The sequence below is a fragment of the Marinobacter zhanjiangensis genome, from assembly GCF_014651935.1.
In the GTDB taxonomy this organism is placed as follows: domain Bacteria; phylum Pseudomonadota; class Gammaproteobacteria; order Pseudomonadales; family Oleiphilaceae; genus Marinobacter; species Marinobacter zhanjiangensis.
Genome location: NZ_BMXV01000003.1, coordinates 154,600 through 170,354, shown reverse-complemented (window position 1 = coordinate 170,354; position 15,755 = coordinate 154,600). Strand labels below are relative to the sequence as shown.

The 15,755-nt window shown below is 61.0% G+C and carries 19 protein-coding genes; 11 read left to right on the top strand and 8 right to left on the bottom strand.

Going from position 1 to position 15,755, the window contains the following annotated elements:
- Nucleotides 1-287 precede the first annotated feature (287 nt).
- On the top strand, nt 288-1,049 hold the full coding sequence (locus IE079_RS07465; protein ID WP_189575034.1) for a GNAT family N-acetyltransferase: 762 nt from the start codon (nt 288-290) through the stop codon (nt 1,047-1,049).
- An 83-nt stretch (nt 1,050-1,132) separates the two neighbouring features.
- Nucleotides 1,133-1,960 carry a lysophospholipid acyltransferase family protein gene (locus tag IE079_RS07460; RefSeq protein ID WP_189575031.1) on the top strand — a complete coding sequence of 276 codons (828 nt, stop codon included), beginning with the start codon at nt 1,133-1,135 and terminating at the stop codon, nt 1,958-1,960.
- Here the strand turns inward: IE079_RS07460 and IE079_RS07455 are convergent.
- The 4 genes from IE079_RS07455 to IE079_RS07440 form a co-directional block, all read right to left on the bottom strand.
- Entirely contained in the window at nt 1,876-2,343 is a 468-nt protein-coding gene (locus IE079_RS07455) for an FKBP-type peptidyl-prolyl cis-trans isomerase (RefSeq protein WP_189575029.1), read from the bottom strand. The genes IE079_RS07460 and IE079_RS07455 overlap by 85 nt on opposite strands.
- The gene (locus IE079_RS07450; protein ID WP_189575027.1) at nt 2,343-4,328 is read right to left on the bottom strand and encodes an acetyl-CoA hydrolase/transferase C-terminal domain-containing protein; all 1,986 of its coding nucleotides are present in this window, start codon (nt 4,326-4,328) and stop codon (nt 2,343-2,345) included. Before IE079_RS07450 ends, IE079_RS07455 begins: the two co-directional genes overlap by 1 nt.
- A 123-nt stretch (nt 4,329-4,451) precedes the next feature.
- Complete coding sequence (locus IE079_RS07445) at nt 4,452-4,772, bottom strand: hypothetical protein (protein ID WP_189575025.1); 321 nt, start codon at nt 4,770-4,772, stop codon at nt 4,452-4,454.
- Nucleotides 4,773-5,014: 242 nt separating this feature from the next.
- A complete protein-coding gene (locus IE079_RS07440; RefSeq protein ID WP_189575023.1) occupies nt 5,015-6,052 on the bottom strand; it encodes an NADP(H)-dependent aldo-keto reductase in 1,038 nt (345 codons plus the stop codon).
- A gap of 207 nt (nt 6,053-6,259) precedes the next feature.
- On the opposite strand from IE079_RS07440, the gene IE079_RS07435 reads away from it, so the two are divergent.
- Nucleotides 6,260-7,477, top strand: a complete 1,218-nt coding sequence (locus IE079_RS07435; protein ID WP_189575020.1) for a glycosyltransferase family 4 protein — start codon at nt 6,260-6,262, stop codon at nt 7,475-7,477.
- A complete protein-coding gene (locus IE079_RS07430) occupies nt 7,446-8,009 on the top strand; it encodes a phosphatase PAP2 family protein (RefSeq protein WP_189575018.1) in 564 nt (187 codons plus the stop codon). The genes IE079_RS07435 and IE079_RS07430 overlap by 32 nt, the downstream gene beginning before the upstream one ends.
- Before the next feature lie 22 nt (nt 8,010-8,031).
- Here IE079_RS07430 and dinB read toward each other — a convergent pair whose 3' ends face one another.
- Nucleotides 8,032-9,099, bottom strand: coding sequence for a DNA polymerase IV (gene dinB, locus IE079_RS07425; protein ID WP_189575016.1), 1,068 nt, complete (start codon nt 9,097-9,099; stop codon nt 8,032-8,034).
- Nucleotides 9,100-9,195: 96 nt separating this feature from the next.
- Between dinB and IE079_RS07420 the strand changes: the two genes are divergently transcribed.
- From IE079_RS07420 to IE079_RS07390, 7 genes are all read left to right on the top strand, one after another.
- Nucleotides 9,196-9,489: a DUF1244 domain-containing protein gene (locus IE079_RS07420; RefSeq protein ID WP_189575014.1), complete on the top strand. Its 294-nt coding sequence runs from the start codon at nt 9,196-9,198 to the stop codon at nt 9,487-9,489.
- Entirely contained in the window at nt 9,486-9,869 is a 384-nt protein-coding gene (locus IE079_RS07415) for a HopJ type III effector protein (RefSeq protein ID WP_189575012.1), read from the top strand. The genes IE079_RS07420 and IE079_RS07415 overlap by 4 nt, the downstream gene beginning before the upstream one ends.
- Nucleotides 9,866-10,606 (top strand): septum site-determining protein MinC, encoded by a 741-nt coding sequence (gene minC, locus IE079_RS07410; protein WP_189575010.1) that lies wholly within the window; start codon nt 9,866-9,868, stop codon nt 10,604-10,606. Before IE079_RS07415 ends, minC begins: the two co-directional genes overlap by 4 nt.
- Before the next feature lie 47 nt (nt 10,607-10,653).
- Nucleotides 10,654-11,463, top strand: coding sequence for a septum site-determining protein MinD (minD, locus tag IE079_RS07405; protein WP_189575008.1), 810 nt, complete (start codon nt 10,654-10,656; stop codon nt 11,461-11,463).
- 5 nt (nt 11,464-11,468) lie between these two features.
- The gene (gene minE, locus IE079_RS07400) at nt 11,469-11,726 is read left to right on the top strand and encodes a cell division topological specificity factor MinE (protein ID WP_189575006.1); all 258 of its coding nucleotides are present in this window, start codon (nt 11,469-11,471) and stop codon (nt 11,724-11,726) included.
- Between the two features lie 58 nt (nt 11,727-11,784).
- Nucleotides 11,785-12,279 (top strand): CBS domain-containing protein, encoded by a 495-nt coding sequence (locus tag IE079_RS07395; RefSeq protein ID WP_189575005.1) that lies wholly within the window; start codon nt 11,785-11,787, stop codon nt 12,277-12,279.
- Between the two features lie 116 nt (nt 12,280-12,395).
- Nucleotides 12,396-13,781: a PhoH family protein gene (locus IE079_RS07390; RefSeq protein WP_227712372.1), complete on the top strand. Its 1,386-nt coding sequence runs from the start codon at nt 12,396-12,398 to the stop codon at nt 13,779-13,781.
- Between the two features lie 11 nt (nt 13,782-13,792).
- Here IE079_RS07390 and IE079_RS07385 read toward each other — a convergent pair whose 3' ends face one another.
- From IE079_RS07385 to IE079_RS07375, 3 genes are all read right to left on the bottom strand, one after another.
- Nucleotides 13,793-14,068, bottom strand: coding sequence for an acylphosphatase (locus IE079_RS07385; RefSeq protein ID WP_189575004.1), 276 nt, complete (start codon nt 14,066-14,068; stop codon nt 13,793-13,795).
- 28 nt (nt 14,069-14,096) lie between these two features.
- Nucleotides 14,097-14,984, bottom strand: a complete 888-nt coding sequence (locus tag IE079_RS07380; protein ID WP_227712371.1) for a PA2778 family cysteine peptidase — start codon at nt 14,982-14,984, stop codon at nt 14,097-14,099.
- Between the two features lie 127 nt (nt 14,985-15,111).
- Nucleotides 15,112-15,537 (bottom strand): PA2779 family protein, encoded by a 426-nt coding sequence (locus tag IE079_RS07375; protein ID WP_189575002.1) that lies wholly within the window; start codon nt 15,535-15,537, stop codon nt 15,112-15,114.
- Nucleotides 15,538-15,755 lie beyond the last annotated feature (218 nt).

The following is a 15,755-nucleotide window of genomic DNA, read 5'->3' as shown; positions in this document are numbered from 1 at the left end:
CGGGTTAGCCCCCCGCACCTGGTGTGCCTTCCAGATAGTCCGGCCTGAGTAAACTCAGCAGCTTACCCGAATCGTGTAACAACGATTATACATATTGCTGCGAGAAATACATGACGCCACTGGATGTTACCTCCCGTCACAAAAGATAGCAGCTTCTGGCGCCGCCGCCACAGTGGGCCGGGCCAGGCGGCAAGTCATCGTCGTCATCAAGTCGTCATTGCCACGTCACGGGCGTGTCACAGGCGCTTCATAACCTCGTTCTGAAATGGACAAAAAGAGAGTTTGCCATGACTGCCCAAACCGCTCGTGCTGCCGTATCCCGCCGTCTGCTGACCCGGGTCACCCGCGACCCTCACCTGGTGCAACAGGCCCAGCGGCTGCGATACGACGTTTTCTCTGCGGAATACGACTCGGATCTTGGCGCCGAAATCCCCGGGCTGGACTCCGATCCGTTCGACGCCTGGTGTGATCATCTGATGGTGACCGATAGCGAGACCGGGGAGCTGGTAGCCACCACCCGGATCCTCCGCCAGGACCAGGCTGGTCACACCGGTGGTTTCTACTCCGAGAGCGAATTCGATCTGTCGCAATTGCTGTCAGGGGCCGGTCGGGTGGCTGAACTGGGCCGCACCTGTGTACATCCCGCCTACCGAACCGGCGCCACCATCGGACTGCTGTGGGCAACGCTGGCAGACTGGCTGACCAAGCACCGGGTCGACCGGATCATCGGCTGCGCCAGCATCAGCATGTCCGATGGTGGCCTGAAAGCCTGGCGTATTGCCCGGCACCTTCAGGACCGGTATCTTTCATCAGAGGATGACCGGGTCTGGCCACGGCGGGCCCTGCCTCACCTGACCCGGGCAGACTCCGAACGCCCGGTGGATATCCCCGCCCTGCTGCGCGCTTACATGCGCCTGGGCGCCCGGGTATGCGGAGAGCCATGCTGGGATCCCGAGTTCCGGTGCGCCGATGTGCTGGTATTGCTCGAGGTCAGTGAGTTGTCGGCTCGCTACAGCCGGCATTTCATGCGCAGAAACGGTACCGGCTGACAATAATTTCCTGGCCGGATGCAGCAAGCCCCCGCGACCTGTCGTTGGGAGCTACTGCCCCTGAATCCATAGCGGAGAAAATCATGGCAGCATTGCGCCTGATGTTCAGATTGCCCTTGCTAATACTGGTACTGAGCGTCACTGCGGTGGTTGCCGCGCTGCTCCTGCTGGCCGACGTCGTCACCAGACGGCGGCACGACCGGACGCCGGTGGCGCAGATCTGCTTTCGCTGCTGCTGCCGCTGTATTGGTATCCGTATCAGGGAGCAGGGACCGGCACCACAAGCCCCCGCCCTGCTGATGAGCAACCACATTTCCTGGACCGACATTCCGGTGCTGGGCGGGCTGACGAAGATTCGTTTCCTGTCCAAGGCGGAGGTGGCGCAATGGCCCGTGGTGGGCTGGCTGGCCCGTCAGGCCGGTACGCTGTTTATCCGCCGTGGCGGGGGCGAGGCCGCAGAAAAGCGGGCCGATATCAGAGAAACCCTGGAGGCGGGCCAGTCGGTTCTGATTTTCCCGGAAGGCACCACCTCAGCCGGTCTGACGGTGTTGCCCTTCTTCCCGAGACTGATCGGAGCCGCCACAGCCGCCGACGTGGCCATCGTGCCAGTCAGTATTGCCTATGTGCGGGACGGCGAACCGTGTCATATATCCCCCTTTATCGGCGACGATGAATTTCACCACCACCTGATCCGCCTGCTGGCCGCTCCGGCACCGGACGTCAGGGTCGTCTGGCACCCGCCGGTGACACCCCTGCCCGACGAAAGTGCCCGCGAGCTGAGCAACCGCGTACGGGAGATCATTGTCGAGAGCCTGCGTCGCAGCCATCAGGGGGCGGGTGTCAGGGGCTGCCCGGCGGCCGCCTCGTCTTCGGTGGCTTCCCGGGCGGATATGATGTCCAGATCGAAGTAAAGGGTGAAGCCTGCCAGGGGATGATTGGCATCCACCCGGATCAGATTGCCGTCGATACCCACCACCTGAACGACCTGAGCCTCATCCCCGGTATTGGTCTGGAACTTCATGCCTACCTGCAGGTTCTCCACACCCTCGAAAGCGGAACGGGGTAACTTGCGTACCAGCTCCGGGTTGTGCTCCCCGTAAGCCAGAGCCGGCGGAATGGTGACCTCCAGAGAATCGCCCGGCGAGCGTCCGCTGACTGCCTTCTGGATGCCCTCGATGACATTGTCGGAGCCTTCCAGAAAATGCAGCGGCTCACCTCCTTCCGAGGTGTCCACGACCTCTCCGGCCTGGTTCTTGAGGCGATAATGAACGGTGTAGATCATCGGTCTTTGCATCAGTGACGGGACTCTGCGGGTGGTTCAGTGGCACCGGTCTGCTCCAGGGCAACAGCCAGCAGCCGGCGGTTCAGCCAGGCGGAAGGGCCCCCGCCGGACGACAGCCCCATCCTCTCAAGGTAGGGTTTCAGGTCCTCACGTTTCACATCGGCCCTCACCGCCCTGGCAAAGGTGCGCAGCTTACCACGGGTGCCCGCTGTCGCCGACTTCAGCGCCTGCAGCGCTTTCACCAGGGTCAGTTCTTCGCCGGTGAAATCACAGCCGAAGGGGAATGGGGGAAAGGCTTCCCCTTCACCCACCGAGGCCAGGGTCTGGCTGACATGGTCGGCAGTATTTTCCTGCCAGGACCGCGGCAGCCTGAAGCTTTTGCTGACTTTTCCCGCCTTCTGGGCCTGTTCCAGCAATGAGGGCTGGAAGCGGGCATCGGCAATGCGGATCAACGCCAGGTAGACCTCTTCGTCCGACTTTCCACGCAGGTCCGCCGCGCCATATTCGGTGACCACGATATCCCGGAGGTGGCGGGGAATGGTGCAGTGCCCGTAGCTGAAGACGATATTCGAAACCGTGTCGCCACCGCTCTCGCGGGTACTGCGCAGGGTGATGATGGAGCGTGCCCCCGGCAGGTCATGGGCCATGGCGACAAAATTGTACTGGCCACCCACACCGCTGACCACACGGCCATCCTCCAGACCATCCGATATCGCCGCTCCGGACAGGGTATGCATCATCGCCGAATTGATGAACCGGGAGTGCTGCCGCTGAGCCATTTTGAGCCGCTGGCTGCCAAAGCGGTGATCATAGAGGTCGTTGATATAGTTGACGCTGGTCATGGCAATACGGCGGCGCTCTTCTTCGTCGAGTTCCCGCAGCTGCTGGTAGAAATCCGCCGGGCCCAGATAGAACCCGCCATGCATGACCACACCGGGCTCGCTGACCGGTTCGCCACGATTGGCCCGCTCCTGGGTGTCCAGGTCGTCATAGACCTCCCGTTTGAGGATGCCGGCTTTCATCAGATGCATGAAGCCATCCACCATCATCTCGCTGCAGCCGTACAGCCCTTCACGAAAGGTACCCGTATCGCCCTCGGCGGCAATGAAGGGGAATCGGGTCGCAACCCGCAAGTGCTCGTAGAGAGCATTCCACTGTTCGTTATGGCGGTGTCGCAGAATGGTGCTGTGAACCACAGCTGCCCCCAGAGAGCCGATGCCCACCTGGAGCGTGCCCCCATCTTTCAGTAACGTACTGGCATAGAAACCGATCAGGTGATCCGCGGGGCTGATTGACCCCTGGGGCACGGGGAACAGCGGATAGTCGGTATCCGGATGCTCCAGCAACAGGTCAAAGTCCGACGCCGGCACCGCCGCCTGATGCCCCAGCCAGGGCAGGTAATGGTTCAGTTCCCCCACTACCGCCACCTTCTGGCCGGCGGCTTCCTGCTGCCTCAGCAAAAGCAGCAGGTCCAGGGTCAGGTCCGGGTTGCAGCTCAGGCTCAGGTCACCGCCGGGCTCCCGCTCCGGCGCCACCATCTGGCAGATCACGTTAACGCCCTGGGCGACCAGATCACGGACCGCGTGGGTATAGTTGGTACAGATATAGTTGCGCTGCTGCTGCTCGTTGTCGAGGAAGCTGCCCGCCTTGAAGAAGAATTCGGAAACTTTCACATTGGCAGGCAGGCGCTTGTCCAGCACATCCCGGGCATAGGCCAGTTCAGGCACATCGCCGTACAGTCGTTTGACAAAGGGATCGAGGAACTGTCGCTCCAGGAAGGAGCTGCCCCGGGGCGCCAGCATGGAAATGGCCGTCAGAATATGAAGATCAATGGACGGGTCCTGCCGGGCCCGTTCATACAACGCGTTGACGAGACGAACTGGCTTGCCGAGGCCAAGAGGCAGTCCCAGCACAATGGTCTTGCCTACCCGCCGGATAATCGCCTCGACACAGGCATCAGCGGTCGTTTCCCTGAACCTTTCCGGTGTATCCGACATGGTGCTTATCAGTCTCCCTGCTGCGGTCAAGATGACACGATGATCCCACGTCGGCAGGGCGGTGACAATTCAGGAAACTCAGGGGCGGCAGTGCGAACCGCCCGGCGTATCGGCGGGGGCGGTTCAGAATCTCCAGCGCAGGTTGAGCGCGGCACCCTCATTGATCAGCGCAAGGGAATGATCCGGTTGCGCGGACTCGGATGCATAACGGCGGCCGGCATGGGCCGGGGTGCTCGACAGTCGCCAGCTCAACAGACGAGACCCCAGGTCCATCAGGGCATCCTCGTCGTCGTAGATGAAGTCACCGGACATGCGATTCTGGATTTCGGACGGGTCCCCGAGATAGATCTCGTTGGGCAATGTCTCACGCTCGCCCGCCTCTGCACGCACAACAAACGCCACCGTGTTCAGTATCAGTAATGCGAGAAAGATGCGAATGATCATAGTGTCCCAGCCAGCAAATGCAGTTGTAAAATACGTTTTACATTTATGGCTAAAGTCTAACCATTTGCTCATGGAACTCTGTGATTTCTTGCACAACAGACCCCGACTTTTGCAGCATTTTGTCAGCTAATGTAACGACATGTAACCAAGGGCCGGAAGTGTCGGAGAAGGTGACCAGCAGTAACGGCAGGTAAGCACACCCCGCCCGTTGGGGGCGGGATGCAAAGCTCCTTGCGGCGTTATCAGGGGCAGGGGTAGGTGAATTCCCGGTGCAGCTCTTCAAGGGCCTGCAGGACTTCGTCATTCAGTTCCACGGTGGCCGAGCCGATGTTTTCCCGAAGCTGCTCCATGGTGGTGGCGCCGATGATGTTGCTGGTGACAAAACGGCGACTGTTCACCCAGGCCAGGGCCAGCTGGGCCGGGGTCAGACCATGTGCCTGCGCCAGATCACAGTAGGCGCGGGTAGCCTGCTCTGCGCGCTCACCCTGGTAGCGGACAAAGCGCTTGAACAGGGTCATGCGGGCATTATCCGGGCGCTTGCCGTCCAGATACTTGCCGGTAAGCATGCCGAAGGCCAGTGGCGAATAGGCCAGGAGCCCCATGTCCTCCCGGTGCGCCACTTCCGCCAGCCCCTGCTCGAAGGTGCGGTTCAGCAGGTTGTAGGGGTTCTGGATGGTCACCGGACGCGGCCAGCCATGCTTCTCGGCAAGCTGGACATACTTCATGGCGCCCCAGGGCGTCTCATTGGACAGACCGATGTGACGGATCTTGCCTTCCTGCACCAGTTCGTGCAGCGCTCCCAGGGTCTCCTCGATGGGCGTGTAATCCTCGTTGTCCCGATGGCGGTAACCCAACTGGCCGAAGAAATTGGTACTGCGATCCGGCCAGTGCACCTGGTAGAGGTCGATATAGTCCGTCTGCAGGCGTTTCAGGCTGGTCTCACAGGCCTCCCGGATATGGTCCCGGGTCAGGCGCGGGCCATTGCGCAGATAGGTCAGACCGTTACCGGGGCCGGCGACCTTGGAGGCAATAACCAGGTCATCACGGCGCTCGCGGCGCGCCAGCCAGTTACCCAGGTACTGCTCGGTAAGGCCCTGTGTTTCCGGCCGCGGTGGCACCGGGTACATCTCCGCCGCATCGATGAAGTTGATGCCCTCGCCCACGGCGTAATCCAGTTGTTCGAATGCTTCCTTTTCGGTGTTCTGCTGCCCCCAGGTCATGGTACCCAGGCAGATCAGGCTCACGTCCAGGTCGCTGCGACCCAGTTTTCGCATCTCCATCCTTCCTCCAACGGCTTGTTCCGGTTACAGGTCTGCGCCCGGAAACTCAGTCAGGGCGCGGGTTTCAAGGGAATGTCACAAAGCTGAAGCCTGGCTGTCACATTCCGTTTTCATAGTGGAATAACTGAAAAAAAAGTGGAATAACGGAAAGCCAGTGACGCAATGAGGTTACCCGCAACCAACGGAATCATCCAGCAGGGTTATCGAATGAGAGAAGCCAGCCGCCAGTCCCTGAATCGCCGGATTACCGTTGTCTCTGAAACCTTTTCACCGGAAATCAACGGCGTAGCGAACACCCTGAAGTACCTTTGCCGGGGGCTGAGTACGAACGGGCATCAGGTACAGGTGATCAGGCCAGCCCGGAAGTCCGACCGCTCCGCCATCCCCGCATCCGCCAGTCATACCGGACTTTGCCATGAACTGGTGACGGTGCCCGGCCTGCCCCTGCCCGGGTACACCGCTCTGCAGTTCGGCCTGACCCGCCAGAAACGACTGCGGGCCCTGTGGACGCGTCAACGCCCGGACCTGGTCTACGTGGCCACCCAGGGGCCTCTGGGTGTCACTGCGGTCACTGTTGCCCGCAAGCTTGGCATTCCGGTCTGCTCAGGGTTCCACACCAACTTTCACAGCTACAGCCGCCACTACCACGCCGCCTTCCTGGAGCGTCTGCTGCAGCGCTATGGCCGATGGTTTCACAACCGCACGGCCCTGACTCTGGTCCCCACACGGCGCATGGCCGCCCGGGTGCACGCCATGGGCATCCATCCGGTGGGCCTGTGGAGCCGGGGCGTGGACTGCCAACGCTTCTCACCCCACAAGCGGGACCAGCAACTGCGCACCGACTGGGGCCTCCAGCCCCAGGACCGGGCTGTGCTCTATGTGGGCAGACTGGCCTCGGAAAAGAATCTGCAACTGGCAGTGTCCTGTTTCGAGCGGATTCGCGCCCTGCACCCGCGAGCCCGGTTCGTGCTGGTGGGGGATGGCCCCCAGCGCAAACGACTGCAGCAGAAACACCCCGACTACGTCTTCTGTGGTGTCCACAAGGGAGAGGCGCTTGCCCGGCACTATGCCTCCGGCGACCTTTTCCTGTTCCCCAGCAAGACCGACACGTTTGGCAATGTGGTCACCGAGGCCATGGCCAGCGGCCTGGCGGTGGTAGCTTTTGACGACGCCGCCGCCGGCGAGCACATACGTCACCGTGAAAACGGCATGCTGGCGCCACGGGACGAGGATGAAGCCTTTGTGGAACACGCCCTGACCCTGGCCCAGCAGAACACGCTGCTGGCCAATATCCGGCACCAGGCCAGGCTAGACGCCCTGGACCTGGACTGGAGCAGCCAGGTGGAACAATTCGAGCAACTCACCCTGAAGCTGAACAGGAGAGACCGTTACCATGCCGTCACCCAGGGTATCCCGCTTCTTTAATCAGGTGGATCAGGCGGAGTTTGCGCTGTGCCGGTCCATTAACCATGGCCTTCGCTATCGGCCGGCACTGTCCCTGTTCAAGGTGGTCAGCCGCCTGGGCGATGGCTGGCTGTGGTATGCGCTGATTCTGTCCCTGCCACTGATTTATCCGGGCCAGGGCCTCGCTATCGCGCTGCTGATGACCGGCAGCGGGCTGGCCTGCACAATCACATACAAGTTGCTCAAGCGCTGGCTGGTGCGGGAGCGGCCTTTCATCTCTTTTCCGGTCATCCACTGCGGCACGCCTCCCCTGGACCGTTACAGCTTCCCGTCAGGGCATACTTTGCACGCGGTCTGCTTTACCATGGTGCTGGCCCTGACCCTGCCGGCCCTGGCAATTCTGATACTGCCCTTTACCCTGGCCGTAGCCGCGTCGCGGGTGGTGCTCGGCCTGCACTACCCCAGCGATGTGCTGGCGGGGGCGGTGATCGGTGGCGTCATAGGCACGGTAGCTACCGCCTGGGGCCTTGAGGCCCTCCTGGGGAGCGTCTGACTTACAGCTTCAATGAAGAGGGCTATTCAAACAGGCGTAACTGGGTAACCGGAGCGCCGTCCTCACGGAAACGAACGCCTACGCCCAGTAGTCTCACCGGGCGCTGCTCGTCCGTCACCAGTTCATCCAGCAAGGGCAGGAACTCGTCGGCCCCGGGCGATGCCTCGACGCCGGGGTCCCGCACCCGCTCCAGGGTATGGGTGGAAAAATCACTGTAACGAATCTTGATAAACAGCTTGTGCAACGGCTTGCGGCTGCTCTTGCGCTCCAGCCGCCGGCGGAGATCATCCACCAGGGCGGGCACCACCTGCAGGCAGGCGGTCTTTCCCGGCAGATCCCGGGAGAATGTGCGCTCCACACTCACCGACTTGGCGACCCTGGTCACCACCACCGGCCGCTCATCCTGGCCATGGGCCATGTCCCATAAACGCAGGCCCTGCTTGCCAAAGGTGCTGACCAGTTCCGCCTGCCCCACCCGCTGCAGGTCGCCGCAAGTTCTCACCTCCCGGTCATGGAGCTTGCCGGCGGTCACCTTGCCCACGCCAAACAGCTTTTCCACCGGCAGGGTCTCGACAAAGCCCGCCACCTTGTCCGGCGTGATCACGTACAGGCCGTCCGGTTTCTCCCAGTCGCTGGCAATCTTGGCCAGGAACTTGTTGGGCGCTACCCCGGCCGACACGGTGATGCCGACACGATCACGGACCTGGTCACGGATATATCGTGCGATCAGCGTAGCGCTGCCCTGAAAGGCGTCCACCTCGCTGACATCCAGGAAGGCCTCGTCCAGCGACAGGGGCTCCACCAGATCGGTCACTTCACGGAAAATGGCCATCACCTGGCGGGACACTTCACGGTACCGGGGCATGTCCATGGGTACCATGACCAGATCGGGACACAGCCGGCGGGCTTCACCGCCCGGCATGGCCGAGCGTACGCCAAAGGCCCGCGCGCGATAGTTGCACGTCGTCACCACACCACGACCACCCTGCCCGCCCACAGCAATAGGCACGTCTCGCAGGGACGGGTCGTCACGCATTTCCACGGCGGCGTAGAAACAGTCGCAATCGATGTGAATGATCTTGCGCTGCATGGCTCGTATCAATAACTTCTGTATAAATGTACAGCCTTGTATATTACGGTATCTTGCCGAGAATGTCAGACATTTACAGGATGGAGGCTCACCACCATGAATAACGAATTCTCCGGGCAGACCCGCATCGAAATCGAGGCTGCGGCCTTCCGTAAACTGGTCAGCCACCTGCAGGAACATACCGAGGTCCAGAACCTCGACCTGATGAACCTGGCCGGATTCTGCCGCAACTGCCTGTCCAAGTGGGTACGGGCGGAGGCTGCCGAACGCGGTGTGGAGCTGTCCGACCCCGAGGCCCGGGAGCACATCTACGGCATGCCGTACGAACAATGGAAGGCCAGATACCAGCAGGGCCCGAAGCAGGCCCATCAGGGAGAACACCAGGGATGAAGATTCACGAAGCGCTGAAGATTCACCTGGCCTCACTGGATGCCGGCCACTCCGACTTCGAGGACACCCTGGCGCTGGTGGACCGGCATTTCGACTATACTCCCACCGGCTTTCGCAATGGTCCACTGCACAATACCGCCGGAGACAATGAAGGCTCGTGCAAGGTGTTTGCCCTCGGTCAGTTCGGCAATCTCACTGAAACCCAGGCTCTGACACTGTTCGGTCGTCATTACCGGGATGTACTGGAGGACCCGGCCGGCACGGCCCATGGCAACATCCGCCAGTTCATGACCACCGGCTGGTCCGGTATTCACTTTGACGGCCCCGCTTTGAGGCCCCAACCGACGACTTCCCCTCAAGACCAGGATAACCCAGCATGACAGACGCTCCGCAGGCCGCCGAAAAGCCCGCTTTCCAGCTAAAGAGCTCCACGGTGTCGCTTATGGCCCTGGAACTGGCCTACTTCGATGACGACTCCTTTGAAGCCGCATTACGGGAGAAAATCCGCCAGGCACCGGGATTTTTCAAGGACATGCCCATTATCGTGAGCCTCGACCACTATGAAGGGCCCACGGGCGAGCTGGACTTCTTCAAACTGCTGGGTATCTGCCGCCGGCATAATATACATGTGGTGGGTGTCAGGGGTGGCAACGATGACCAGCGCCGGCTGGCCCGCCACGCGGCTCTGGCCATCCTGCCCGACAGTGGCCGCCAGGACCGTGAACCGGCGGCACCAGACACGGCCGAACCCGAAGCCGCCACACCGGCACCAGCCGGACCGGCCCCCTTTCGCGTAATCTCGCAGCCGGTCAGATCGGGCCAGCAGATTGTGGCCCCTGACGGTGATTTAATCATTCTGGCCCCGGTGCAGGCTGGCGCGGAGGTACTGGCGGCAGGTAACATCCACGTGTACGGTCCCTTGCGCGGACGGGCTCTGGCAGGGGTTCACGGGCTGGAAAGCGCCCGTGTATTCTGCCAGTCTCTGGAAGCCGAGCTTGTGTCTATCGCCGGTCACTATAAAATCTCGGAAGATCTGCAGGAAAGCGGCTGGAAAACCGCTGTGCAGGTCCAGCTCAGGGACGACCTGCTGGTGGTAACACCACTGGAGCGTTCCTGAAAGCCGACATTCCCGCAAACCCATTTTCAGCAGACAGGATCGCAACCTTGGCTAGAATCATTGTTGTCACATCAGGAAAAGGCGGGGTAGGCAAGACCACCACCAGCGCCTCCATCAGCACCGGCCTTGCCCGCCGTGGCCACAAGACAGTGGTGATTGATTTCGACGTTGGCCTGCGCAACCTCGACCTGATCATGAACTGCGAACGGCGGGTGGTGTATGACTTTGTCAACGTCATCCAGGGGGACGCCTCACTCAATCAGGCGCTGATCCGCGACAAGCGTGTTGAGAGCCTTTACATCCTGCCCGCCTCCCAGACCCGGGAGAAGGAAGCCCTGACCAAAGAGGGCGTTGAAAAAATCCTCAACGAACTGTCGCAAACCTTCGACTACATCGTCTGCGACTCTCCCGCGGGCATCGAGCACGGTGCCCAGATGGCCCTGTACTATGCCGATGAAGCCATCGTGGTCACCAACCCCGAGGTGTCCTCGGTGCGTGACTCGGACCGCATTCTGGGCATTCTGCAGAGCAAGTCCCGCCGTGCCGAACTGGGCCACGACCCGGTGAAGGAACACCTCCTGGTGACCCGTTACAATCCGGAGCGAGTGGAACGGGGTGAAATGCTGTCGGTGGCCGATGTGGAGGAAATCCTCGCCATTCCGCTGCTGGGCGTGATCCCGGAATCCCAGGTGGTGCTCAACGCATCCAACCAGGGTACCCCGGTGATTCTGGAGGATCAGACCGATGCCGGCCAGGCTTATGACGATGCCGTCGCACGGCTTCTGGGGGAGGAACGGGAACACCGTTTCATGACTCTGCAGAAGAAAGGCTTTTTCGCGCGGATGTTCAAGGGGTAAACAGGATGAGCTTCTTCGATTACTTCCGGACTCGCAAGAACACCGGATCGGCCAGCGTTGCCAAGGAGCGCCTGCAGATCATCGTGGCCCATGAACGGGGCAAACGGGAACAGCCGGATTACCTGCCCGAGCTGCAGCAGGAATTACTTGCGGTTATCCGCAAATACGTCCAGATTGAAGATGACATGGTTCAGGTGGAAGTGGACCGCAATGACGACTGCTCGGTGCTCGAGCTGAACGTCACACTACCTGAACGCCGATAGGCTCATAGTGCCCGGCATTGCCATCGCCGGGCCAGTCACCGACAGGGAAATGGGACCCATGGCCGTTATTGCCCGCGACATCATGACCCCCAACGTCAAGGCGGTGTCGGAATCCTGGTCCATGGACCACCTTGCTCGCTTCCTCACCGAGAACGAAATCACCGGCAGCCCCGTGGTTGATGACCACGGCGATATCGTGGGCATTGCCACTCTCAAGGACATTGCCGAATTCCGCTGGTCATCCGACCGCAAGCCCAAAGCATGGGCCAGGCTGACTCCCGAGGAACAGCGGGAGGTGCGCCGGTTACGCCTGGCATTCCTGGAAGAAATGACCCGGTTACCGGTAGAAGTTCGCGATATCATGACGCCGCAGGTGTTTTCGGTTGACGAGTCGACGCCGGTGCGAGACATTGCGGATATCATGATGGGGGAACACCTGCACCGGATTTTCGTCACAAAGGAAGAGAAAATCACCGGCATCATAACCACTTACGACATGCTGAAGCTCATATCCGACAAATCCCTGACCCGGCGCTGTGCCGAGAGTGACTGAACCGGACGCCGCCACGGACCCGTGTCCACCGGGGATTTGAGACCGCACGGAGTCTACGCGGTATGAGTTGCTGCAGCGCAGACTCCCAGACGCCTGCCAGAGAGGTATCGCGCCCTATGCCCAGAGCACCGCAAGCTCGCCGCAAAATGTATGTTCTCGACACCAATGTGCTGATTCACGATCCCAACGCCCTCCTCAATTTTGAAGAACACGATGTCATCCTGCCGATGACGGTCCTGGAAGAACTCGACAGTCTCAAGTCCGGCAAGCAGGCCGTGGCCGCCGACTGCCGCCAGGCCATCCGCAATATCGACAAGCTGCTAGGGGATGCCAGCCCCGGGGACATCGAGAAGGGTGTACCCATTGTCAGGGCCAGGAAGGCGAAGCCGCTCGGCACCCTGTCGATCCTCATGAGTACCGGCCCTGCCGGCAACCATTCCCTGCCGGAGCACCTGAACGACAACAAGATCATCAACACCCTGGCGGAGCTGCAATCACGGTACAAGTCGCGGGACATCATCCTGGTCAGCAAGGACATCAACATGCGGCTGAAGGCCCGTGGCTTCGGTGTCGAGGCCCAGGACTATCACAACGACCAGCTACTGGACGATATCGACCTGCTGCCCAAGGGCTACCATGCCTTCCCCAACTCCTTCTGGGACAATATCCAGAAGGTGGAAACGGTGCAGCGGGAAGCCGTCACCGAGCATCTCCTCAAACGCGAAGGTGAACTGGCCAAACTGAATATCAACGAGTTCGTGATTGACGAGCAGGGTTTTATCGGCAAGGTGGCAGACATTGACGAGGACACCCTGGTGCTGCGGGACATGCACCATCAGGACCTGATGGACGAGGAAGTCTGGGGCCTGGTACCCCGGGACATCTACCAGGCCATGGCGCTGAACCTGCTGCTGGATCCGGACGTGCACCTGGTCAACCTGACCGGTTCGGCGGGTTCGGGCAAGACCATCCTGGCGCTGGCCGCCTGCATCGAGATGACCGTGGCCAGCAAGATGTACAAACGCATCATTGCCACCCGGTCCACCCAGGGTCTGGATGAGGACATCGGTTTCCTGCCCGGCACCGAGGCAGAGAAGATGGAACCCTGGCTGGGGGCGATCGTGGACAACCTCGAGGCCCTCCATGAGGACGACGAGAACATGACCGCCAGCGTGGACTACATCCTCAGCAAGGTGCCCCTGCACTTCAAGTCCATGAACTATATCCGCGGTCGCAGCTTCCAGCACAGCCTGATCATTATCGACGAGTGCCAGAACCTGACCCCGCACCAGATCAAGACCATCATCACCCGGGCGGGCAGCGGCTCCAAGGTGATCTGCCTGGGCAACCTCGCCCAGATTGATACCCCCTATCTGAGCGGCCTCAGTTCCGGCCTGACCTACATGACCGAGCGCTTCAAGGGCTTCCGCCACGGCGCCCACGTGCATCTGCAGGGTGTGCCACGATCTGTGCTGGCGGAGTTTGCTGAAGCCAACCTGTAAACCGTAAGGCTTCAGCGGGTGACGAAACCGCTGAAGCCATCACTGGCTGGCTGCTTCGCCGAGCTCACACCGGTAACATTGGCCGCGGGTGAACCCTGCCAGCACCACTGCTCCAGTTTATCCAGGGCGTCTTCCGGACCCTCGGCCACGATCTCAACGCGGCCGTCGGGCAGGTTCCGCACGTAACCCTGCAAGCCCAGATCCGTAGCCTTGCGCTCGGTATAGGCCCGGTAGGACACACCCTGTACGCGGCCTTCCACCAGCAGATGTCGCTGTTGCCATGCCATCAGCCTACCTCCTGTTATTGCCAATAATCTATTCTGGTACGGTACACCCGGCCTCAGTCAACAAAGACGTCACCGAACAGGAGGCCGACACCTCCGCCCCGGACGCTTCAGGCACCGTGTCAAAGCGGGCATCATCAGGGGCCAGGCCGCCCGCGCAACGACGTGCCTGACGGGCTGCTACCGGGCACTGATTGTGTTCGAGGGCCACCCCAAGGTTATGCCAGGCTGGCGCTGAACGGGGGTGAAAAGCCAGCAGTTGACGAAAGGCGTCCTCCGCCTGCTGCCATTGTTGCCGTGACAGCAGCAGGTTGGCATGGGCGAAGCCGGCCGCCAGACTGTCCGGCCACGCCTCCAGCGCCGCCCGATAGCTGTCACGTGCTGCCTCTGCCTGCCCCACTTCCTCCAGATCATGGGCGGCGCGCACGTAGGTAACCGGCTCCGCCGTGGCGGGTAATTGCCCGGGGGGCATGACAACCCTTGCCCAACGGTCAGCCTTCGCCCAGGTGTTGTCGAAAACCCGGAACGGTAGGGTTGTCTGCTTCTGCGTGCCCGAGTGCAACACGAGTTCCTGCTGTTCCAGGTCGTAGCCGATGACCACGGCGAAATGCCACTGGGGCCACCAGCCAAGCCGGAGGTTCTGGAATACCAGCACCGGATTGCCGGCATCCACTTCACGGATAATGGCTTTCAGGTCTCCGTCCAGCGGATAGACCAGCAGGCCCTCCGACCGGGCGGTCGCCACCATTTCTACCTGCAGGCTGCCCTGGCGACCGGGCAGGTAGACCCGATCGACTGTCTCGTCCAGCGTTACGCCGGCACTTCTGTGGTTCAGTGCCATTGCCAGGGAAGCGGGACCGCATTGATAGGCTTCCTGGGGGTAAAACGGCACGGAACGGATCAGCGCCGCTTGTGCCACCTCAGCCTCTGTGAAGGTATCAGGTCGGGGGTAGTGTCCATGGCCGGCACAGCCGGCCAGCAACGTGAACAGGAGGAACAGGCAGCCGGCCCGTAACGGGCCGGCTGTGGCGAGGATACCCATCGGATCAGTTAATGCAGTTAACGAAGCTGTAGATGTTTGTGGCACACAACATGTCGGTGACGATGAACACCAGCAGGAATAGCACAATCACCCCCACCACACCGCCAACGCCGGCACCGGCCGGGGATTCATCCAGGGCCTGGTTGAACTCGGAAAGTTCCTCGGCGGTCAGGTTGTCGATACGTTCCTCCACCTGCCCGGGATCCACTCCCAGGGAGGCGAGCTTTTCCTGAACTTCTCCGGTGGCCAGCATGGCCTTGAGTTCGGCCCGGTCAACACGAACCTGTTCAGACTCCAGCACCTCAGCCGTGGAGACCGGTTCGGCCGGGGTGCTGCCGCCCTGGGCAAAAGCCATACCGGTGGTGGTCAGACTCATCAGCACGATCATGATCAGCGCCACCGGGCGACGGAGACTTTTCCTGATATCCATAGCTACATCCTTCATTGCCAAAGCTCATGATTTTACGGCAGATTTGCCCAACCGGACAAAAGCCCTACAGGTTTTAATAATGGACCACGACTTCCGCAATGTATAGCGAGTGACGCAACTGCAATCTTCGGCCAGCTCCTGCTGATGCCTGTGCACCAGAGGCCTCGAGGCCGGCCAGCATGCAAACACGAACAGTTGACCGGCGGGTACGATTCGCC